We start from the raw sequence: 22,391 nt of genomic DNA, 5'->3' as shown, positions 1-22,391 counted from the left end.
AAATACTGCCTGCTCAACGGGCTAATTAACCAAAATCATAATTAGTCATATGCAACGCTGAAAGTTACAGGAACATTTAAATTTTGAGCAACAGCATTTTTAGTCGTTGCATATAAACCTGCGGTAACTTCAACAATGTAGTCGTTATTACTAACAATTTTCAAATTATTGATAGTCGTTTCTGTATTAGGTAATAAATCAGTTGTCCCTGCTTTTAATTTAACACCAACTTGTGATGCATCCGCATCGGCAAATAGATCTGAGTGACCAGTTAAAACTTCACCCGCTGCAAGAATTGAAACTTCTTTTGCGGTGGCTGCGGAGGCTTCATCAGAATAAATTTTAGTGCAATTGTTTAATACCAAATTAAATTTAGATTCAGCTAATGCACTGTTTATATCTGCAATTTTTTCGATTGAATGTGTACCTAAACTGACTAAAGATTTAGAGGCACTGACATCACAAGTTGCCGCGACTAAACGCGCATTAAAATTAACAGTAGCATTTTCTGCCGCAAAGACTTGTGAAGAAAGTGCAGCAATAGTTAAAGTGCTGATGAAAGCAAGTTTATTTAATTTCATAATAATATTTTCCAATTAGTAGAATAAGCTAATTTAAGATTTAAAATTTAATATTTAAGATTTATCCGTACCCATTTTCCCTGTGCTATTTATTAAGCTCTAATGTTAGCTTTAATATTTTGAATTCATTAAAGTTCAATTAAAAAAATAAACTATTGCTCTAATAAAACAATAGTTATTTTGATAATTTAAAAGCCGTTACGTAATTAGCACTATTTAAAATACTAAACACTCACAAATAGCTTGTCAAATATAGACATGATATATTCTCGTTCCAATTTCAATAATTTTCAAAATGTTATTTTTGTTTAATTTCAATTTGTTATATAGCTTGATTTTTATTTTTCACTAATAAAAAGCCATATATGTAAAATATAATACTGTTTTGTTGTTATTTTTAGCGTAAAAAAACAAACTTATAATCTACAGTCACCAAAATACAACAAGAAAGTTACAACAAGACACATTTATTACAAAACAAAACAAAAAAATAATAGTAAATACTTAATGAAAATGAGAACTGCTAACCGTGAGAAGCTTTTTGGAAAAAATCTATAGCGAATAGAAATATACGATATAGTAGATTAGGTTGAATGAAAATAATATTAAGCACAGATTTTTTGGTAATATTTTGATGTTTATACTTTTTTAGTATTTACAATAATATTTTTAACCTTCATTCTATTCAACCAATTAAATGATAATTTCGGCAAGGTATTATTTTTATATTAGGTCTAAGATTGTTGTAAATACTATACGTAGGCGTTTTTTCTGAACGATTGAGAAATATCATTATAGTCATTCAACATAAACACACAGACTTAATTTTGAAAGTACGAGAATTTAAAATGAATACTATTTAACTTAACTGTGTTTTTTTAATTGAGCTTTTTATCACTTCAACCAAATTGAGAAGATCCGCTAAAAATAAAAATTTATGGGATAAAAATTAATTTATCTTTTTCCATCCTTGATAAAACGCTTAATAAAATGAAATATGCCCGCATTTTCTCTTTAAATTCCAAACGACATATCCCTCCAAAATATTGAACGACAAATATATATGTATCTAAGTGTTCAATGATATATGTATTAAAAGCGTTTAGCTTAGATGAACAATAATTTTCCCATCGATAACAAAAGAGTTTGACTCAATTGAAATATATAGATGAATGGACTACATACCAGCAAGAATAAAAAACTCTTATATTGAATTTAATGTCTGGAAACCTAAAGAATGCAATTTTATTGAAACAAAAGGCAATCATAGTTTCTTTAACAGTAAATTGTGAATAGCTATCCATAGCATCCCTTTTCGTACCCCTTTCGCATAATGGTGTATACTTGCCGATAAGAAACTTATTCAAGGTTAATTAATAATGAAAGAAATCGAAAAAGCACAAATTAAACTTCTTAGCGATCGTTTAGACCTTATTCGTCACCAAATGGCAAGTATGCAGTTGGCGAATGAAGCGGAAAAGTATGTAGCGCTTGATAAAGAAAAAGCAGAGCTGGAAATTGAAATTGCTCGCCTAAAGGCACTACGCACCAAGAAACTAAGCAAAGAAGCACAAAAGTTGGTAGATATGCCATTCAAACGCCCTATCACAAAAAAGGAACAAGCAGATCTTGGCAAGCTAAAGAAAACTGTACGTGGTTTAGTGATTGTCCATCCAATGACCGCATTAGGTCGCGAAATGGGATTGGATGATATGACCGGTTTTTCTAAGACCGATTTCTAGTTAGAAAATCAATTCAACTAAAACCTATCATGATCGACTAATACTGAAAGGTTCTTAATATACTTTTTGTTATTCTGAACCGCTAATCAGTATTAGCCTCCAATGTTTGTTACATCACTTCAATCATAAATATCACAGATGCGTTCAAGCATTCCATCAAAGTAATCTGGCACGACTGACTGACCGATAGTCGGATTCTTCAGCCGTTCACCTTCCATCACAAACTTTTTGATCAGGTACTATTCTAGCGTTTTACCCATTGACGAAACTATATTGCACGCACAGATCGGACGCGATAGCCAACTGCAAGAATGGCGATTAAACTCTAGTGGCCTAACCTGACGATTTTCCTCTAATCGAACTATCCGGAATTTCCGGATAGTTACATTTTGAGCAAATTATCCTTCAGAGGAAATATTAACAAGATGCTCATTAATCGTATGGACATCCTTACCATACAACTCAGCAATTGATGATTGAGATAACCACAACATATCAGACTCAAACCGGTATTCAACACAAATTTGTCAGTCTTAACTCCAGAACAGAATACATTCGCCTAGTGACAGCTTCAGGAAGGTTATCACTCATAACATCAGTAATAAAAAGTATACAAACAGGTTGGTTGACTTTAATAAAGACATACTTCAGTCGGACTAGCTTGCAAAGTACACCGCGTTTTTTAATATATCCCACTCTTCAGTGACTCTTTGTAACTCCTTTTTAAGTCGGCAAATTTCATTACTTTTATTAGATATAATTTGATATTGCGAAGAGTCTGGCCATATTTTTTAATCTATACATAAAGACTATGCGTTGTTGTGCCCAGTCGGTTAGCCACGCTGGCTACACTACGTCCATTTTCCGTGACCTGTTTTACGGCTTCAATTTTGAATTCTTCTGGATATCGTTTGCTGCTTATAAACACCTCTCTTTTCGCCATTTTGCCTAACTAAAAGGTCTCTATCAAGTCAGTGGCTATTCAAAGAGAATAAACTTAAGTGCACATTTAAACTCCCAAAATGGGATAAATATCAGCACAAACCTGCACATAGCAACGCCCACAACAGCACTATTCGAATGATAGAAAATGTATGCTTTTTTTCAGAATGTCTTACTATACTTAATAAGATTTTTTCTTATATGCACCGATATCCAGGTAGAATAAATACAAAAATTTGGCTTATGTGAGATACTGACTTTAGTTAAATTATACTGGGTAAAGTTAGCTTATGGATAATTCAGAATCAGATTACTCTTTTAGTGATGGATATAAAAGTGCGCTAACAAATAACTCGAATGAGTTAAGGCGGTTAGCTGAAAAACTAGCTTATGTGTATATAAATAATCCTAAATCAAGAATGAATTTTCTAAGGGATATAAACGAATTTATCACTAGGAACGAATTAGAGGTAAAAAACTATTGCTTAAGTTTGTCTGCTGGCATGGACAATATAACAGAAGCTAGAGATAAACTAGAACTGCAACATAACCTTTTAAGATCAAACCAAGTTATGCAATACGCAATAGCAGAAGTTAAATATAATGAAAAAAATAACGTTAAAACTATCTTGTTAAAAGAAGTTGGTTATTTTGGTGGGGGCCTGCAAATTTTAGCTGGTTTTGGCTCATGTTCAGTCTCCGCTGGCGCATTATATGCATCTTTTGGAGCCGCTCTCATTGCCCAAGGAACTAACAATGTATATGAAAATGGGTATTATTTATTGTACAGAGAAGATAATACAGGATATTTAAGAGATGGTTATAGATTCCTATCAAATGAATTAGGTTATGGAAATAAAGAAGCAGATATAGCTTATGCATCAATTGATTTATTTCTTTCAGGGTATTCTATGCTTAAACCAACAATTAAGCCTGATGGGTGGAAACTATTTTATTACAAGGAAGATAGCTTAATACAGTCATGGCAAAACATGGGAAAAATAGGACTAGGTACAGAAATATTTTTTGATGTATTTACAATCTATACAACATACGATGCAATAAAAGAACATGAAAGAAAGGTTAACAAATGAAGGATTTTAATGTTTTTGAGCCTTGTAATTTTGGATGGATAGAGTTGTTTTTATTTTTTATTATTTCATTTTTATTATTTATTTTTACTTATAAAATAAATCGTCTTATTGCAAAAAAAGGTGGATATTTATTAGAGGTTTTTGGTGTAATAATCGCCCTCTCAATAGGTGTAGTTTATTTTTTAACATTTAGCGTAGGGAAAGATTTCTTTATTGGTCGGTTTTTCATACGATGTGGAAACGAAAATATAATTTGTTATAGTAGTTTTGTTTTTTCATTCGCTTATTTATTTTTATTTCCAATTAAAAAGAATAAAAAAAACAAGTATTAGCATTTTATTTATCAATGTAAGTATATTTTAAAAAATTAAAATTAAATACTAAAAAATAAATAAGGTTAATATATATCATTAACCTCCTAACGTTATAAATTAAATAGTATTTGATATACTATATCCTGACGTTCCCGCTATTAGATGATTACAAGTAATGCTTTCATAACGAAGTGTTATCACTTCACTTGGTAAAGCATCGCTTTGAGTTAGTGTATTAGCATGGATTTGAGAATAATTAACTATAGATGCATTAGTTAGTATTATGGTCATATATTTTTCTTGGATACCAGCGTTTGATGTTCGGTAATAATCAATTTCACAACTTAAAACTTCATTATTTGTAATTGCAGTTAGTAGGAGAGGAGTTGATTTATCGACATGCTTAGTGATTGATATTGGAGCGTGACTCAAATTTTGTATTCTTGATATATCAAAAGATACAGAGACAACAAGAATTTCATCTCTATGCATACTTTGATATTTATTACCTATAGAATCATAAGAAGAACATCCAGCAGATATATTTCCTTGAGTTTTACCTCTGATTCTAAGATAGATGTTATTTGCCATAGTTTTACTCCTTTAATCGAAATCAGCTATATTATAGTCATGGTATTCCTTCAGATTCTCTATGTGACTTAGCGTTAATACCCATTCTTGTTATGAATACTCTATTTATTTTAATTTGCTTTCTAATTTCAGGATTTTAATAAATCTCGAAATTAAACTCCAGTTCTTCATTATCCATAATGACTTTATGAAGCAATAAAGATACTTTATCGATAAGCTTTTTAAAATTTATTATCATTTCGTGATCATTAAACGTGCTGTAATTCAATTCGGTTGCATAAATTTTATCTTCATAATCTTTTGAACAATTTTCAGAGAGTAAGCCTTGATTTAGTCCCTTAATATTGATGTAAATATAAGCCATACACCATCAATGTGTAATTTGGTATGCTAAGAGTGGCATAAATTGGAGAGTAGTTAGCCATTAAATTTAAGGTAAGGCAAATAAAATTTAATTTATCAACTAGGCACTTGTTTTATGTAAAAATAAGCATGTGATATAAAACAAATTTTCATAAAATATAAATTTTAGTATAGAATCTAGTTTACTCATAACATGATGAGCCCCAACATTAAATCCAGTAGTTTCAATTTCTTTTCGTTAATTTTCTGTATTTTGTTCCAATGTCGATACCCGACAATAAGCAAAAACTCATGACGTTATGTAACTATCTGTCCGAAATAGATGTACTAATATAAGAATATGTACGAAATTAATTCACCGCACTTTAGTACATAATTTAGCTACGGCGTACTAAACCGAACATTTTCGTACACAAAGAGATTATCTTGACCTTCTAGTGCCTATATTTAATTCTGTACATAAAACCAGGTGAAAAAAGGCAATGCTCCAAAGTGATTAATACTGATAAAGCTGCACCCTATGGTCGCGCTATCATGTTACTTAAAAAGAGGGGAAGTGCCCAACTGACGTTGAACACCGGCAGATAAAATATCGCAATAATGTCATTGAATGCGATCACGGTAAATTGAAGCGTGTGATTAATCCAACCTTAGGATTTAAATCCCTCAAAATTGCTCATGCCACAAAATTAAGGAAATTGAGGCAATGCGGGCATTGAGGAAAGGTCAGGCTGAGCATTTTTATTACGGATAACCATTAGGTGAAGTGCGCCTAGTGAATAGAGCTTTTGGTCTGTAATATAACTAAGAGCCAAAACTCAGTCTCACCATTTTATTTGCAACAGTGCTTGCCGTTGAGGCATTCCACATAGGAAACTATGCCCAATTTTGGTCAAATGTGGTTATTGCTTTAGGTTATGTACCCTTAATTAGTGTCGCTGGTAGGTGGGCTTTAGTTGCTTGATTGCTTGTATTGGGGGGATTTGTAACGAGCCAACTGACCAATTGGAGCCATCTAGAAACGTTACTAAGACACAGTCTTTGGGGAAATGAACTACGTTCTAATTTTTGGGATAATGATAGGCCTGTAACAATAGTGAGAATATTTAATGAGTATTTTTTTATCCTGCCAAATATCCTCATCGACTAAAGCCACAGCCCTTGGGGGAACAAGGCGAGCATTATACCGAAGATTGGCCAATGTCAGAATTGGATTTTCTAGAAACAGTCGATAAGCAGAAATGCGTTTTGGTTAACAAAGACATTCGACGCCGTGATGCGTTCGCCTTTCCGGGGTTTATTACTGGACTTATTGTATTTGTTATGGTTTTTCATTTTGTATTTATGGAGCATAACAAAAAATATACAAATTTTAATASTGAAATTAGCMGTACTAAAAATAAATATAGTGACTTGTATAAAATAAATCCTGAAGATAAAAGAATACCTTCTTTTGTTAAAGAAGATTACGCTCCATTTTTTAATCAAGAAAAATTATCTTTACTAGATTATTTTCATGTTTACTTTAATAGTCAAATTACCTCTACCCCTTATCATGATACGTTAGCTTTTTTGGCGATGTTTTTTATTGCTTTTTACTTAATTGGTGTGGGGGGCTATCAATCCTTTTTCAAAAAGCCGCGTACTTTGGTTTTTGATCGCGACAAGAATTTAGTGTACACGTGGCATGGTAGCAAGGTTTTTGTCGCACGCTATCCGGAGGTTGGTGTTGGTAAAATCGGTAAAATGATTGCCATCCAATTATTTGGTTTTGATAAACACCTATAGAAAGCATTTTTTCTTTACCTGCAAAGCGGTACTTCATTCTCCAATATTTAGAACCATTGCGATTAACGATCAGATATAACCCACCTGAATCAGAAAGTTTGTAGGGCTTATCTAGCGGCTTTGCCGTTTTTATTTTTATATCACTCAGAGCCATAACAAAACCTCCGTAAGCCCTATCTGTTACAAAGAAAATGAGAATTTGGGGGTGCATGATATACCATACCTAAATGCACCCCCGATTAACACCCCCAGCTGGGGGTTGATATGGAGTAACCCCAGTTGAACTGAGTTGACTATGATTTACTTTTATAGGTTGAATTTAAAGGATTTAATTGACTTCAGTGGAGGTGTGTTGAACTTGAGTGGCGGAAGATCACAGGAGTCGAACCTGCCCGGGACTGCTGGCAGCCCCAACTGGATTTGAAATCCAGCCGCCTCACCGGAGACGACGATCTTCCTTTTCTATAATTTTGGATTATAACTCGTCTCCCCTACTTTCAAAAGCCTAGCGTCTCACATTCACCACATTTATTGATAAAAATTGCCAACAAAAAGCATTATCTTGTATTGAGGTTTATTTTTTCGCCCCCATATATCTTACATATTTACAGTGGCGTGCTACTTTTATTCATTCAAAATTAGCCGTTTTACTGATTGTCTTCAATACAGCAAGCCTTATCCTACATGGCGAACTGTTATTACAGGATATTTTTATGACAAACCCATTATTAACCGATTCCGTTTTACCCCGTTTTTCTTCTATTGAACCTGCTCATGTTTTCCCTGCGGTTCAACAAGCACTTACTGAATATCGTCAAACAGTTGAAAATATCCTATCTGCAACGAATCAATACACATGGGATAATCTGTGCCAACCATTGGAAGAAGCCAGCAACAAATTATCTCGCGTTTGGTCGCCTGTTGGGCACCTTCACTCAGTTAAAAATAGCCCTGAATTACGTGAAGCTTACGAACAATGCTTACCGCTTCTTTCTGAATTCAGCACATGGATGGGTCAACATGAGCCTTTATATCAAGCTTATAAAGCACTAAAGGATAGCCCTGAATATGCAATGCTAAACCAATCACAACGTAAATCGATTGAAAACACATTGCGTGATTTTGAATTGTCTGGAATTGGTTTGCCAGCTGAAAAACAACAGCGCTATGGTGAAATTGTCGCGAGAATGTCTGAGATCGCCTCAAAATTTAGCAATAATGTTCTTGATGCAACAATGGGCTGGAGCAAACTCATTAAAGAGGAAAGTGAGCTTGCCGGTATGCCGGAAAGTGCGATTGCTGCTGCAAAGGCAATGGCAGAAGCAAAAGGCGAAGAAGGCTTTTTATTAACTTTAGATATGCCAAGCTATCTCCCAGTCATGACTTATGCTGATAATGCAGAACTGCGCCGTGAGATGAGTCATGCTTTTAGCACTCGAGCATCAGACCAAGGTCCAAATGCGGGCAAATGGGATAATAGCGAGCTCATCGAAGAATTGATGGCACTACGCCACGAATTAGCACAATTACTCGGTTTCAAAAATTTTGCTGAAAAATCGCTTGCAACTAAGATGGCCGAATCCCCTGAACAGGTACTTGATTTCTTAAATAATTTGGCTGATAGAGCCCACCAGCAAGGTAAAGAAGAATTAGCTGAACTTACCGCTTTTGCTAAAGAGCATTATGGTGTAGATAAGCTCGAATCATGGGATTTAGCTTATTACAGTGAAAAACAAAAACAGCATAAATTCTCCCTGAGTGATGAACAACTGCGTCCTTACTTCCCTGAACAACGTGTGGTTGAAGGGCTGTTTGAAGTTGTTCATCGTATTTATGGCCTAACAGCTAAAGAACGTAAAGATGTAGAAACATGGCATCCAGACGTGCGCTTCTTTGAGCTTTATGATGATAGCAATACATTGCGCGGCAGCTTCTATCTCGACCTTTATGCACGTGAACATAAACGTGGTGGAGCTTGGATGGATGATTGTGCGGGTCGTATGGTTCATCAAAATGGTTCCCTACAAAATCCAGTTGCCTACTTAACTTGTAATTTCAATAAACCTCTAGGCGATAAACCTGCTCTATTTACTCATGATGAAGTCATCACCCTGTTCCATGAATTTGGTCATGGTTTACATCACATGATGACTAAAATTGATGTTGCAGATGTTGCAGGTATAAACGGTGTACCATGGGATGCAGTGGAATTGCCAAGTCAGTTCATGGAAAACTGGTGCTGGGAACCTGAAGCTCTTGAATTTATTTCTGGCCATTATGAAACGGGTGAACCATTACCTCGCGAAATGCTCGATGCAATGCTTGCAGCCAAAAACTACCAATCAGCGATGTTTGTATTACGTCAGCTTGAGTTTGGTCTGTTTGATTTCCGCCTACATGCAGAGTATGACCCAGCAAAAGGGGCGCAAGTTATGCCAACATTGCACTCTGTGAAAGATAAAGTTGCGGTTGTGCCGTCACCAGAATGGAGTCGCTTCCCACATGCATTTAGTCATATTTTTGCGGGTGGTTATGCAGCGGGTTATTACAGCTATTTATGGGCAGATGTACTTGCCGCAGATGCTTATTCACGTTTTGAAGATGAAGGTATTTTTAACCGTCAAACAGGACAATCTTTCCTTGATAACATCTTAAGCCGTGGTGGTTCTGAAGAACCAATGGTACTGTTCGAGCGTTTCCGTGGCCGTAAACCAGAATTGGATGCAATGTTGAAGAGCTACGGCATCCATGGCTGATCACCCTAAGATCCAATTGATCTGTGAAGAAGGTGCCGATCAAGGCACCTTATCGCAATTAGCTGAAAAATGGCAACTTCAGCATACACCTGATGCTGTGATGGCGCTCGTTCTCACACCAGAAAACCTGCAATTACGCAAAATGGATGAACCCAAACTTGGCGGCATTTTTGTTGATTTTGTCTCAGGTGCTATGGCTCATCGACGTAAATTTGGTGGGGGAAGAGGCGAAGCTGTCGCAAAAGCAGTGGGTATAAAGAAAGATTATTTGCCTGATGTGATTGATGCTACTGCAGGTTTAGGACGTGATGCTTTTGTTCTCGCAGCATTAGGCTGTCGAGTCAGAATGTTAGAGCGCCACCCTGTTGTAGCGGCTTTATTGGATGATGGTTTACGACGTGGTTATCAAGACACAGAAATTGGTGATTGGCTTAAAGAACGCATGTCATTAATTCACGCATCAAGCATCACTGCTTTAGCTGATATTGATACACCGCCTGATGTGATTTATTTGGACCCAATGTATCCTCATCGCCAAAAAAGTGCCTTAGTGAAAAAAGAGATGCGAGTTTTTCAATCTTTGGTTGGCTCTGATGATGATGCAGATGCTTTACTTGCACCAGCATTGGCATTAGCAAAACGTCGGGTAGTTGTGAAAAGGCCTGACTATGCTGAGCCCCTAGCAGGACAAAAAGCCCCTGCTGCTGTTACAACAAAAAGCCATCGATTCGATATTTACCCGTGCATCAAACCATAATGGCGAAGGGCGATATGATGTCGCCCTCCCGCTTTCTTTATATTACAAAATACCTTGAGCAAACATGGCATCAGCGACTTTAACGAAGCCCGCGATATTTGCACCTTGTACATAGTTTACTTGTTTAGCTTCACCACCATATTCAACACAATGGTTATGAATATCTAACATGATGTGATGTAAACGAGCATCGACTTTCTCTGCTTTCCAGCTCATACGAGCTGCATTCTGAGCCATTTCAAGCCCTGATGTTGCCACACCACCAGCATTAGCTGCTTTGCCTGGAGCAAATAACACGCCAGCTTCAAGGAATAGTTCTGTCGCAGGAATAGTTGTAGGCATATTTGCCCCTTCTGCTACCGCTTTAACACCATTTTTAATCAATATTTCCGCAGCTTCTGTATCTAACTCATTTTGAGTTGCACATGGCAGCGCAATATCAACAGGCACACACCACGGCTGTTTGCCTGCTAAATAGGTTAAACCTAACTCTTTTGCGTAAGTTTCTACGCGACCATAATTATTTTTAATTGACTCTAACAGGGCTAATTTTTCTGGTGTGAAACCATCTTCATCAACAACAGTACCATTAGAATCAGAAGCAGTGACAACTTTAGCGCCCAACTCCATACATTTTTCAATGGTATATTGTGCAACATTACCCGATCCGGAAACAGCCACTCGCATGCCTTCAAAACCTAAACCATGGCGTTTGAGCATTGCATCTGTAAAATAAACTAATCCGTAACCGGTTGCTTCTGGACGAATTAAGCTTCCACCGAAAGACAGACCTTTACCTGTGAAAACACAAGATGTGTCATTGGACAATTTTTTCATCATACCAGCCATGAAACCAACTTCGCGCCCACCAACACCAATATCACCCGCAGGTACATCAGTATCAGAACCTAAATGACGATAAAGTTCTGTCATCAGTGCTTGGCAAAAACGCATGACTTCACCATAACTTTTTCCTTTAGGATCAAAGTCAGAGCCACCTTTACCACCGCCCATTGGTAATGTGGTTAATGCATTTTTTAATGTTTGTTCAAAACCTAGGAATTTTAGGATAGAAAGGTTAACTGATGGGTGAAAACGCATACCGCCTTTAAATGGCCCGATTGCTGAGCTGTATTGAACACGCCATGCCCTATTTACTTGAACTTTACCTTGATCATCAACCCAACAAACTCGAAATTGAATGACACGTTCAGGTTCGACAAAACGTTCAAGTAATGCTTGTTCACGATACTTAGGATTTTTTTCTAGGAAAGGCCAAAGTGAGGTAAATACTTCGCGTACAGCTTGCAGAAATTCAGGTTGTAGTGGGTCTCTTTTTTGTACAGACTCCAAAAATGATGACAATGAATTCATCGGCTTCTTCCTTTTTTAAATTTTTGGCTGTGATGTATCTCACGCTTTCTTGTCATTATTATTAGGAAATGTGAGATTAATGTGTTTTTGCCTCTTGAATATATCACTAGTTTGTATTCATGTTTCAAGGTTTTTTTTTACTCTATTGCAAAAAAAATTTCTTGACCTGACAATAACTCAGTAAATAGAAGCACTTTGGGCGAAAAAAAACGCTTGCATAAGCAAGCGTTTTTAGCGAATAACTTTTCGTTTTTAGTTGAGTAGATTATTCATCTTCATCATTCAACGGAACAATTAACATATCAACATGAACAGTGTTAATCAGTTGACGTGCAGATGACATCAATTTACTCCAAAAGTCTTGATGATGCCCACAAACAACCAAATCCATATCATATTTTTTGATAGCATCAACCAAAACTTGGCCTAAATCACCACTACCACTCAGCGTCTCTTGAATATCATAGCCTGCACCCGCAGAAAGGTCTCTTAGCGAGTTACGCGTTTCATCAGTGATCCGTTGCTGCATATCCCCAAGATTCACATCGATAAGACCCGTATACAGATCTGAGTAATTCACATCAACATGGATCATGGATACTTTCGCCCCGTACGGTTTTGCCATAGAGACAGCTTTATCCAGTAATACTTTACTTTCAGGTGATAAATCTACCGCAACGAGAATATGTTTGTATGCCATAAAATAAACTCCTTCCGAATGTTGATTACCGGTGATTAACTGATTCACCAATAGATTATGAATACTATACCTGCAAATTACGACGGATAGTTGTCGTTTTGATCACATCTGTGCAGATTAGCCTTATTAATCTTAATGTACATAATATTTTATAAAACAATAACATCATCTTTATCATAATAATATATATACACTAAATAATTTGAGTTATGTGTCAGTAACTCACAAAATAATTTATCAGAAAGACTAAATTAGCAGCGAATTTTATCTATTAACCAGATAATGCGTGTTTATCGAACAATGTAGATACATAGATTATAGTGAAGGATTATCCAAAAATGTGCTGCTTTGTACTTTTTTAAAGCAATTTATTGTCCTACAATGAGATTGAACACATTTTACAATGTATTTGGCTGTATTTCCTTTATTACAAGAGCTTAGACGGCTTTCTAAGGAGGGGAGTATGTTCAGTATGATGGCATTGTTCTGGGCTGTATGCATTTTATGTATCATCAATATGATACGTTATTTTTCTTCGGTTCGCGTTTTACTCACAATCCTAAGAGAAACCGACCCGCTGCTTTATCACTCCGTTGGTGGTAATGGTTTTTTTACCACTCACGCTCAATTCAATAAACAGATAAAGCTCATTCGTTATATCAATAACAAACAGTACCTCGACCATTTTGATCCTGAAGTCATACAACGTTGTGAGCGCATCCGTAAGCAATTTTTACAAATTAGCCAGCTAAGTATCTTTGTCGTTGTCTGCTTAATTTGTTTTATGATTACATCATGAAAAGGTTATTTATCTATAACTATTCCACTTTGATGACAACCATTAACAAAAAAATAGTGATGAACTGTAAAGCTCATCACTATTTAAATTTTTTCTAGTTATACCTTGCGCAATACTATATAAATTTCAATGCAATCCAGTATAAACCACCTGACAGGACAATAGAGATTGGCAGTGTCAAGAGCCACGCTAACGCAATGCTCTTAATCGTTTTACTCTGTACACCACCGCCATCAACAACAGCAGTTCCGGCTACAGCAGATGAGAGCACTTGAGTTGTAGAAACTGGCATACCAGTATAACTTGCAACCCCGATAGAAACCGCTGCAGTTACCTGAGCAGAAACACCTTGAGCATAAGTCATGCCTTTCTTACCAATTTTCTCACCGATCGTTACTGCAACACGTTTCCAGCCAAACATTGTGCCAAGAGACAGTGCTAAAGCTACCGCAACAATAATCCATAACGGTGCATATTCAACCGTGTACAGAAGGTCATTACTCAGTTTTTTCAGTAAGCTAGCATCTTGTGAACTCGTTTCTGGCAACTTAGCAACAGCATTCGCGGTATCAGAGATACACATCAGCAAGCGACGCATATGATTACGCTGTTCAGGCGTCAATTCATCATAACTTTGAATACCGTTTAACAGTGTTTGAGTTTGATGAAGGACAGATGAAGTTCGTGAACTGTCACAATGAAATTCTTCAGTGACATCATTCGTATCGTATGGCGCTGGTGCATTTTCAATTGCATGGTTTAATGCTGGTTTATGTGTTTCGTAGTAGTCTTGCAGGTGAACAACCGCATCATGAGTTCTCGCAATGTCATAACCGCTTGAATTCATATTGACGACAAAGCCCGCTGGTGCAACACCAATCAGCACAAGCATGATAAGACCAATACCTTTTTGCCCATCATTTGCGCCATGGGAAAAACTTACCCCCACAGCAGAAAGGATCAGTGCAGTACGAGTCCAGAATGGTGGCTTACGCTTACCATCTTTTTTCTCACGCTCAGCAGGTGTTAAGTGAATACGACGACGTTTTTTTGTTCCGCTCCAGTAACGACGCAAGACAAAAATCATCAAGCCAGCAATCACAAAGCCAATTGCAGGTGAAAGAATGAGGGATAAGAAGATGCTGATCATCTTCGGAATATTCAATGCATCAACAATAGATGAATCTGTTACTATTGCATTGGTTAATCCAACCCCAATGATAGCACCAATCAACGTATGCGAACTTGATGCAGGAATACCAAAGTACCAAGTACCTAAATTCCAGATAATTGCCGCCAAAAGCAATGAGAAAACCATTGCCAAGCCGTGAGCTGAACTCACATTCAGCAGCAAGTCTGTCGGCAAGAGATGAACAATTGCGTAAGCAACACTCAACCCTCCGAGTAGAACACCTAAAAAGTTAAATACACCCGCCATAACGACAGCGAATTGTGCTCGCATCGCTCGGGTATAAATAACAGTAGCTACCGCATTCGCAGTATCGTGGAAACCGTTTATAGCTTCATACATCAGCACAAACAAGAGTGCCAATACTAACAATAGTCCGGTGTGAAATTCCAAACCTGTAAAAAGATGTAACATAGATGTTAAGCCGTTTTAATGTTGGTCATGAACGCGGCGCATTATCTGTGACAAACGCTAGCGGTGGAAGTAAAATCTAACCTTTTTTTGATTTAACTACCGATAAAAAAAGTGCAGCATAATAAATACCTCTTTAATATCAATTAATTAACCCAAGTATAAGTATTCATGTTTTTTCAGGCTGTTCATGATGAATTTTTATTAAAATATAAATAAGATTATCTTTTCTCAGCAATATTATAAGTTTGTATGGATAGCAATCCACCCGTTTTTTCTAAAAACCTTACTTTTGTGCTCACAAAGAGCAAAAAAGCTTAATAACATACCTAATTTGTGGATAAATACAGGCAAACCTTCAAATTAATACTGATAATTATAATTCGTGATTTTATAAATCATACAATACTTATTAATTTGATTTTTAATAAAAAATCAAAAAATTTTTTATTTTATATCGTTATTTGATGTAAATTCTTCGGAATTCGTCTTTTAGCCACTAAAACAAAAGCCTGTACAAATCACGACGGTTTGAATTTAATTATAATCGCGATCAGTGATATTTCATTAATTGTTAACCTATATAACCAATAATAATCAAAAAATGTTCAATCTATGATCTCTAATCATCTATCTATCAGCTAAAAAATCAATAACTAGCTGGCTGTTTTGCTAAAAAGGTAGCACTTACTAACATAGCAATACCGCCATACTTATAAACATAATATAATTATACAAATTAAGTTACTTTGTTGCTTTCATTTAGCCTAACTCGAACACCGATCACCAAAATTGGGTAGTGTGATTTTAACCTTAAAAGAATAATTAGGTTATTTTATTAATATAATCAATTTAGTAGAGACTTTTTATTGTGAAAAAATATGACGTTATTATTATTGGTGCAGGTGCTGCCGGCCTATTCTGTGCATCACTAGCAGGTAAACGTGGCTTAAATACACTGATATTAGATAACGGAAAGAAGCTCGGTAGAAAAATTCTCATGTCTGGTGGTGGGCGCTGTAATTTTACCAATATTTATGCAGACCATACTAACTACCTATCGACCAATCCTCATTTTTGTAAGTCAGCACTTGCTCGCTATACACAATGGGATTTCATTGCATTAGTTAATAAATACAATATTCCTTATCATGAAAAAACATTAGGGCAGCTATTTTGTGATAATAGCGCACAAGATATCGTCGACTTATTACAAGAAGAGTGCCGTACCGCTAATGTCACGATAAAATTGCGCAGTGAAGTCTCTGATGTTGAAAAGATAGATAATGAATTTATTATCACTTTCAACGAAAATAAAGTTAGTACTCACTCACTCGTTATTGCTACCGGCGGGTTATCGATGCCGGGTTTAGGAGCCACCCCGTTTGGTTATCGACTTGCAGAACAATTCGGACATACTGTACTGCCAACCCGTGCTGCATTAGTTCCTTTCACCCTGCATAAACCTCTCCTTGAAAAACTACAGGCGTTATCTGGTATTTCAGTCGCGGCAACAGTGACAGCTGCTGATGGTACACTTTTTAAAGAAAATATTTTATTTACACATCGCGGCTTATCAGGCCCTGCAATCTTACAAATATCGAGTTATTGGCAACCGGGTGAGTTTGTAAGTATTAACTTACTTCCAGAGATCTCACTTGAGGATTATTTAACAGAAGAAAAGCTCGCCCATCCTAACCAATCCTTAAAAACAACATTAGCTAAGTTATTACCAAAACGTTTAGTTGAAGTGCTGCAAGAGTTAGGACAGCTCCCGGATTGCCCTTTAAAGCAACTTAATCACCCACAGATTAAAGAGCTACACACCACACTGCACCAATGGCAAGTTCAACCAAATGGCACAGAAGGCTACCGAACCGCAGAAGTCACGTTAGGTGGTGTTGATACGCATGAAATTTCATCAAAAACAATGGCATCATTAAAAACCAAAGGATTATATTTTATTGGAGAAGTGGTTGATGTGACGGGTTGGCTTGGGGGTTATAATTTCCAATGGGCATGGAGCTCTGCATCAGCTTGTGCACAAAATCTACCATTTGCAGAAATATAACCCTATTGGCATACGGTTATTCAAAAAAATCGTAAACTGTTGTATTTCTTTAATCCATTGAAAATAAATGGATATTATCAAAATACAATAGAAATCATATAATTGAAAAATATATTATAACTTATGCTATTTTGACTAAAAAAAATGCTTTACAAACGCTACTGATAACTATTATCATTATCATCACTACTTAGATGTGCTCACTCAGCAACTATCTTGGTAGTACGACATTGCTCACATTGCTTCCAGTGTTTAGTTTAGCCAGCCTAGTGCTGGCTATTTTTTTATTCCTTTCTCTTATTCAAATTTTTTGATTTATACGAACAATTCTAACACCTTCTCTCTAATCTAAATTTAGTTAAACTGACCTTAACAAATTTAAGCGATGCCAAAATCACATAAAGCATCCGCCTTTAGGAGGTAATTCCATGATCTATCTACGTAAAGCACATGAACGCGGTCATGCTAATCATGGTTGGCTAGACAGCTGGCACACCTTTTCATTTGCCAATTACTATGATGACCAATTTATGGGTTTTTCAGCTCTGCGCGTGATAAATGAAGATATTATCAATGCAGGAAAAGGATTTGGCACTCATCCACACAAAAATATGGAAATTCTCACTTATGTTCTTGAAGGTACAGTGGAACATAAAGATAGCATGGGTAATTTAGAGCAAATCCCAGCAGGTGAATTTCAAATCATGAGTGCAGGGACAGGCATACAGCATTCAGAATATAATCCTGATAATGAAAACCCACTTCATTTGTACCAAATTTGGATTTTACCAGAACAGGATAATATTGAGCCTCGTTATGAGCAAAAACGCTTTAGTGACGAAAACGGCAAGCAGCTAGTTTTATCGCCTGATGCAAGGGAAGGGTCACTCAAAGTTTATCAAGACATGACGTTATGGCGCTGGACACTTTCTCAAGGTCAAACACAACATTTTGATATTGAAAAGGGTCGTGTTGTATGGATCCAAATCGTCAAAGGCGCTGTTAGTGTTAATGGGCAAGCAGCAAGCACAAGTGATGGATTCGCTATTTGGCAAGAAAGCCACCTCACTATCAATGCTGAAAAAGAGAGTGAAATATTAATCTTTGATTTACCTGCGACTGAATAAGTCATCCGTTTTCTACCAAGTGCCACCGTTTTCATCGTGGCACTTTGATTTTTTTAATCATGATGTAAATAATCAAAACTTAAATTGTTATTAGTTTAAATAAATTATCTGATATTTTATGAAATAAACATGATCAATATAAGTATCATTTTATTTCATAAAAATTCATTATGAGAACGCCTAGTTAATAACTAAAATAAATGCCAATAGCTGTTATAGCACTATCTTTTTATATTATTCATTGCCAGACAAACACAGTCATATCTTTATGATAATAAAAAAGAGAAATGAATTAATTAACATCGTCACTAATAATAACTTGAAAATTTTTCATAAAAAAAACAATAAATAAGGTGATTAAATGGATGAAAAGCAATTTATTAAACTATTAACTGAATTTTCTAATGAGCTAAAACTGAGCGGTTTTGCTGTTTTTGGTTGTAATGATGAGCAAATCCGGTTGTTAGAAGCAAAACACGGGAATTTACCTCAGTTTTATAAAATCTTTTTAAAGTTTATTGGAATAGATGCTGGTGATTTCCAAACTGGAACAACAATATCCTATATTGATCTCAACAATATAAATAGAAAAACATTAGAGCGTATGCATAAGAATAATATTATTCCAGCAGGGAATATATTTACTTTCTCAATGTATCAAAACCATACATCACTATTTTTTAGCGATCATTATCAAGATGATCCTGATGTGTATTGTTATGACAATGCTCATAAAACAACAAAAACAGGTAAAACATTCAGCCAATATCTTGCAGCTGAATTCAATAAATACAGAAATGCCAATGCCTTCCTGTATAGTTACATCGCTAAAATAGCACCACCTTCAACAACTGCTTTTGTCAGGTAATTGAAGTTTAATATTGTTGTGCTGCAAAATAGCTAACTTATTGTTTCATCAAATCCTATAAAAAAGAGCCGTTCAAGCATCTTGCTGAAAGGCTCTTAATTTTACTGCGTTAATTAAACTGATTTTTTACGCCACAATCCGGGCTTGAAATCAACTTAAAATACAGATTACAGTTTAGGACCTGCTTTAACTAAAGCCGCACCTGCTGGCGTATCTGTATACTTATCAAAGTTTTTCGCAAAACGCTCCGCCAAGTCTTTCGCTTTCTCTTCCCACACGGCTTTATCTGCATAAGTATTGCGCGGGTCAAGGATGTTTGTATCCACACCTGGTAATGCTGTTGGGATTTGCAAATCAAAGATAGGCAGAGTGATTGTATCCGCTTTTTCAATAGCGCCAGATAAGATTGCATCAATAATGGCACGCGTATCTTTAATAGAAATACGTTTACCAGTACCATTCCAACCCGTATTCACTAAGTATGCTTTAGCGCCAGCCGCTTCCATACGTTTAACTAATACTTCTGCATATTGTGTTGGGTGTAATGATAGGAATGCTGCACCAAAACATGCTGAGAATGTTGGAGTCGGTTCTGTTACACCGCGCTCTGTCCCTGCTAATTTCGCAGTAAAACCAGATAAGAAGTGGTATTGAGTTTGTTCAGGCGTTAAGCATGAAACAGGTGGTAACACACCAAATGCATCCGCGGTTAAGAAAATAACTTTTGTTGCATGACCCGCTTTCGAAATTGGCTTAACAATATTTTCGATATGATAAATTGGGTAAGAAACACGTGTATTCTCAGTTTTTGAACCATTATCAAAATCAACTGAACCATCAGCCAGCACCATCACGTTTTCTAACAGTGCATCACGTTTAATTGCACCATAAATGTCAGGCTCAGCTTCTTTTGAAAGGTGAATAGTTTTTGCATAACAACCACCTTCAAAGTTGAACACGCCGTCATCATCCCAACCATGTTCATCATCACCAATTAATTTACGTTTTGGATCTGTTGAAAGTGTTGTTTTACCTGTTCCTGACAAGCCAAAGAAAATAGCAACATCATTATCTTCACCAACGTTTGCAGAACAGTGCATTGAAGCAATACCTTTTAGAGGTAGTAGGTAGTTCATCATAGAGAACATACCTTTCTTCATTTCACCGCCGTACCAAGAGCCACCAATGAGCTGCATACGTTCAGTTAAATTGAAAGCGATAAAGTTTTCTGAATTCAACCCTTGTTCTTGCCAGTTAGGGTTAGTACATTTTGCACCATTCATCACCACAAAGTCTGGTTCAAAGCCAACCAGCTCTTCCTCTGTAGGACGAATGAACATGTTTTTCACGAAATGCGCTTGCCATGCAACTTCAGTGATAAAACGAACTTTTAAGCGAGTATCCGCATTTGCACCACAGAATGCATCAATAACAAATAAACGTTTGTCAGACAATTGTTCGGTAACGATGTGCTTTAAATCGCTCCAAATTTCTTGTGTCATTGGTTTATTGTCGTTTTTACCTTTACCTTGGTCAGCCCACCAAACTGTGTCACGCGTTATATCATCACGGACAATGTACTTATCTTTTGGTGAACGACCGGTAAAAATACCAGTATCTACAGCAACAGCACCTAATGTTGTTACTGTGCCACGCTCATAGCCTTCTAATCCAGGTTTTGTTTCTTCCTTAAAAAGCAGCTCATAACTTGGGTTATAAATGACTTCTTTTACATCGTGAATGCCATACTGCTCAAGTTCCTTAGGGGTAATACTTTTAGCGCTCATTTTAATGCTCCTGGTAAACTAATTAATCTGTAGATGATCATAATTCTTTACGACTAATTAACAGCGATAGCTATCAAAGAATTGAAAATGTATAATTTTTTTTAATCTAGAATGAGAGCTAGAGCACGTTATAATTCTTTAAAATCATAAAAAAAGGGTGCAGAATCGCACCCTCGTCACATAATTAGGTTGCTAAATCGTATCAGTGAAGTTGTTGATTCTGCTCTTTTTTTAACCCTTGAATATCAGATTCAACAAATACATAGTGGGAACCACAAAATTCACATTCCATATCAATTTTTCCATCTTTTTGCAATATCTCCATAACTTCTTCCTCTGGTAATGTCACCAAAGTATTCTCACAACGTTCACGAGAACAAGAGCAACGGAACTCGACAGATTGAGGGTCATATAAAGTGACATCTTCTTCATGATATAAACGATGTAAAACCTCTTTGACATCCAGTGTGCTTAACTCTGAACCTTTAATTGTCGCAGTAAGCTGCACTAAATGATCAAAAATATCATGACTGTCTTCTTTCGCCGCAGGTAAAACCTGTAGCAACATCCCGCCAGCAATTGCTTTGCCATCTGTGACATCAACACGGATAAATAAGCGCGTTGCCAGCTGCTCTGATTGGCGGAAATAGCTATCAATGCATTCTTCAATAGTTTCACCTTCAAGCGCAACGATACCTTGATAACGCTCCCCTTGATTTGGCGTAATGGTGATAACAATAAACCCGTTACCAACCATTTGCTTCAAAGAGCTTCCAGCAACCACAGGGCCATCAACGCGTGCCACACCACGCATTTGTTGAAGGTTATTACCATTAATAACAGCAAGCTTCACAGGCCCATCACCTTGAATTTGTACGGTAATATCACCGTCAAATTTTAATGTGGCTGTCAGTAAACTTGTTGCTACCAATAATTCGCCCAATAATGTTTTTACAGCCTCTGGATAATCATGATTCTCAAGTATCTGTGCGAATGTATTATCAACGGTAATCATTTCTCCACGTACAGCATGCTGTTCAAATAAAAAACGATGGAGTTGGTCTTGTTTAGCCATAATTTCTCTCTATTGACTTAGCGCCCTAGACATTATTTAGGACGGCTATTGGAAAGTGGATA

17 protein-coding genes, 1 tRNA gene and 4 pseudogenes are annotated in these 22,391 nt (G+C 36.4%); 11 read left to right on the top strand and 11 right to left on the bottom strand.

The window, feature by feature from the left end:
• Positions 1 to 41: 41 nt before the first annotated feature.
• Complete coding sequence (locus OO7_RS02090; protein WP_008914309.1) at positions 42 to 581, bottom strand: fimbrial protein; 540 nt, start codon at positions 579 to 581, stop codon at positions 42 to 44.
• A gap of 1,379 nt (positions 582 to 1,960) precedes the next feature.
• Here OO7_RS02090 and OO7_RS02085 point away from each other — a divergent pair.
• Positions 1,961 to 2,323 carry a YibL family ribosome-associated protein gene (locus tag OO7_RS02085; RefSeq protein WP_008914308.1) on the top strand — a complete coding sequence of 121 codons (363 nt, stop codon included), beginning with the start codon at positions 1,961 to 1,963 and terminating at the stop codon, positions 2,321 to 2,323.
• 128 nt (positions 2,324 to 2,451) lie between these two features.
• Here OO7_RS02085 and rhuM read toward each other — a convergent pair.
• Together rhuM and OO7_RS17060 are read right to left on the bottom strand one after the other, a co-directional pair.
• Positions 2,452 to 2,914, bottom strand: a pseudogene (rhuM, locus tag OO7_RS17410) (RhuM family protein); the annotation flags it as partial.
• A 39-nt stretch (positions 2,915 to 2,953) separates the two neighbouring features.
• Positions 2,954 to 3,245 (bottom strand): annotated as a pseudogene (locus tag OO7_RS17060) (transposase); the annotation flags it as partial.
• Between the two features lie 310 nt (positions 3,246 to 3,555).
• On the opposite strand from OO7_RS17060, the gene OO7_RS16355 reads away from it, so the two are divergent.
• Entirely contained in the window at positions 3,556 to 4,359 is an 804-nt protein-coding gene (locus tag OO7_RS16355; protein WP_008914306.1) for a DUF4225 domain-containing protein, read from the top strand.
• The gene (locus OO7_RS02075; RefSeq protein ID WP_008914305.1) at positions 4,356 to 4,691 is read left to right on the top strand and encodes a hypothetical protein; all 336 of its coding nucleotides are present in this window, start codon (positions 4,356 to 4,358) and stop codon (positions 4,689 to 4,691) included. The genes OO7_RS16355 and OO7_RS02075 overlap by 4 nt, the downstream gene beginning before the upstream one ends.
• Before the next feature lie 99 nt (positions 4,692 to 4,790).
• Here OO7_RS02075 and OO7_RS02070 read toward each other — a convergent pair whose 3' ends face one another.
• The gene (locus OO7_RS02070) at positions 4,791 to 5,264 is read right to left on the bottom strand and encodes an Hcp family type VI secretion system effector (RefSeq protein WP_008914304.1); all 474 of its coding nucleotides are present in this window, start codon (positions 5,262 to 5,264) and stop codon (positions 4,791 to 4,793) included.
• Positions 5,265 to 6,116: 852 nt separating this feature from the next.
• On the opposite strand from OO7_RS02070, the pseudogene OO7_RS16350 reads away from it, so the two are divergent.
• Positions 6,117 to 6,381 (top strand): annotated as a pseudogene (locus OO7_RS16350) (DDE-type integrase/transposase/recombinase); the annotation flags it as partial.
• A 407-nt stretch (positions 6,382 to 6,788) separates the two neighbouring features.
• Positions 6,789 to 7,415, top strand: a complete 627-nt coding sequence (locus tag OO7_RS17055; RefSeq protein ID WP_169337379.1) for a hypothetical protein — start codon at positions 6,789 to 6,791, stop codon at positions 7,413 to 7,415.
• Here OO7_RS17055 and OO7_RS17050 read toward each other — a convergent pair.
• Together OO7_RS17050 and OO7_RS16770 are read right to left on the bottom strand one after the other, a co-directional pair.
• Positions 7,402 to 7,569: pseudogene (locus OO7_RS17050) on the bottom strand (Arm DNA-binding domain-containing protein); the annotation flags it as partial. The gene OO7_RS17055 and the pseudogene OO7_RS17050 sit on opposite strands and share 14 nt — an antisense overlap.
• A gap of 209 nt (positions 7,570 to 7,778) precedes the next feature.
• Positions 7,779 to 7,873, bottom strand: a tRNA-Sec gene (locus tag OO7_RS16770).
• 255 nt (positions 7,874 to 8,128) lie between these two features.
• Between OO7_RS16770 and prlC the strand changes: the two genes are divergently transcribed.
• A complete protein-coding gene (gene prlC, locus OO7_RS02055) occupies positions 8,129 to 10,171 on the top strand; it encodes an oligopeptidase A (RefSeq protein ID WP_008914301.1) in 2,043 nt (680 codons plus the stop codon).
• Positions 10,164 to 10,928 carry a 16S rRNA (guanine(1516)-N(2))-methyltransferase RsmJ gene (gene rsmJ / locus OO7_RS02050; RefSeq protein ID WP_008914300.1) on the top strand — a complete coding sequence of 255 codons (765 nt, stop codon included), beginning with the start codon at positions 10,164 to 10,166 and terminating at the stop codon, positions 10,926 to 10,928. Before prlC ends, rsmJ begins: the two co-directional genes overlap by 8 nt.
• A 42-nt stretch (positions 10,929 to 10,970) precedes the next feature.
• Here the strand turns inward: rsmJ and gdhA are convergent, their stop codons facing one another.
• Both gdhA and uspA read right to left on the bottom strand, forming a co-directional pair.
• On the bottom strand, positions 10,971 to 12,302 hold the full coding sequence (gene gdhA / locus OO7_RS02045; RefSeq protein ID WP_008914299.1) for an NADP-specific glutamate dehydrogenase: 1,332 nt from the start codon (positions 12,300 to 12,302) through the stop codon (positions 10,971 to 10,973).
• Between the two features lie 265 nt (positions 12,303 to 12,567).
• Entirely contained in the window at positions 12,568 to 13,002 is a 435-nt protein-coding gene (uspA, locus tag OO7_RS02040; RefSeq protein WP_008914298.1) for a universal stress protein UspA, read from the bottom strand.
• Positions 13,003 to 13,465: 463 nt separating this feature from the next.
• On the opposite strand from uspA, the gene uspB reads away from it, so the two are divergent.
• Entirely contained in the window at positions 13,466 to 13,801 is a 336-nt protein-coding gene (gene uspB / locus OO7_RS02035) for a universal stress protein UspB (protein ID WP_008914297.1), read from the top strand.
• 115 nt (positions 13,802 to 13,916) lie between these two features.
• On the opposite strand, the gene pitA is transcribed toward uspB, so the two are convergent.
• Complete coding sequence (gene pitA, locus OO7_RS02030) at positions 13,917 to 15,404, bottom strand: inorganic phosphate transporter PitA (RefSeq protein ID WP_008914296.1); 1,488 nt, start codon at positions 15,402 to 15,404, stop codon at positions 13,917 to 13,919.
• A gap of 868 nt (positions 15,405 to 16,272) precedes the next feature.
• Here pitA and OO7_RS02025 point away from each other — a divergent pair.
• From OO7_RS02025 to OO7_RS02015, 3 genes are all read left to right on the top strand, one after another.
• On the top strand, positions 16,273 to 17,472 hold the full coding sequence (locus OO7_RS02025; RefSeq protein ID WP_008914295.1) for a BaiN/RdsA family NAD(P)/FAD-dependent oxidoreductase: 1,200 nt from the start codon (positions 16,273 to 16,275) through the stop codon (positions 17,470 to 17,472).
• A 428-nt stretch (positions 17,473 to 17,900) separates the two neighbouring features.
• Complete coding sequence (locus OO7_RS02020; RefSeq protein ID WP_008914294.1) at positions 17,901 to 18,599, top strand: pirin family protein; 699 nt, start codon at positions 17,901 to 17,903, stop codon at positions 18,597 to 18,599.
• 361 nt (positions 18,600 to 18,960) lie between these two features.
• Positions 18,961 to 19,467 (top strand): SMI1/KNR4 family protein, encoded by a 507-nt coding sequence (locus OO7_RS02015; protein ID WP_008914293.1) that lies wholly within the window; start codon positions 18,961 to 18,963, stop codon positions 19,465 to 19,467.
• 167 nt (positions 19,468 to 19,634) lie between these two features.
• On the opposite strand, the gene pckA is transcribed toward OO7_RS02015, so the two are convergent.
• On the bottom strand, positions 19,635 to 21,254 hold the full coding sequence (gene pckA, locus OO7_RS02010) for a phosphoenolpyruvate carboxykinase (ATP) (protein WP_008914292.1): 1,620 nt from the start codon (positions 21,252 to 21,254) through the stop codon (positions 19,635 to 19,637).
• Between the two features lie 202 nt (positions 21,255 to 21,456).
• Entirely contained in the window at positions 21,457 to 22,329 is an 873-nt protein-coding gene (gene hslO / locus OO7_RS02005; protein ID WP_008914291.1) for an Hsp33 family molecular chaperone HslO, read from the bottom strand.
• Positions 22,330 to 22,391: the final 62 nt, after the last annotated feature.

Origin of the sequence: Providencia sneebia DSM 19967, from assembly GCF_000314895.2 — a bacterium.
Classification (GTDB): Bacteria; Pseudomonadota; Gammaproteobacteria; order Enterobacterales; family Enterobacteriaceae; genus Providencia; species Providencia sneebia.
Note: the sequence above shows the minus strand (reverse complement) of the source record. Positions and strands in the feature narration are given on the sequence as shown.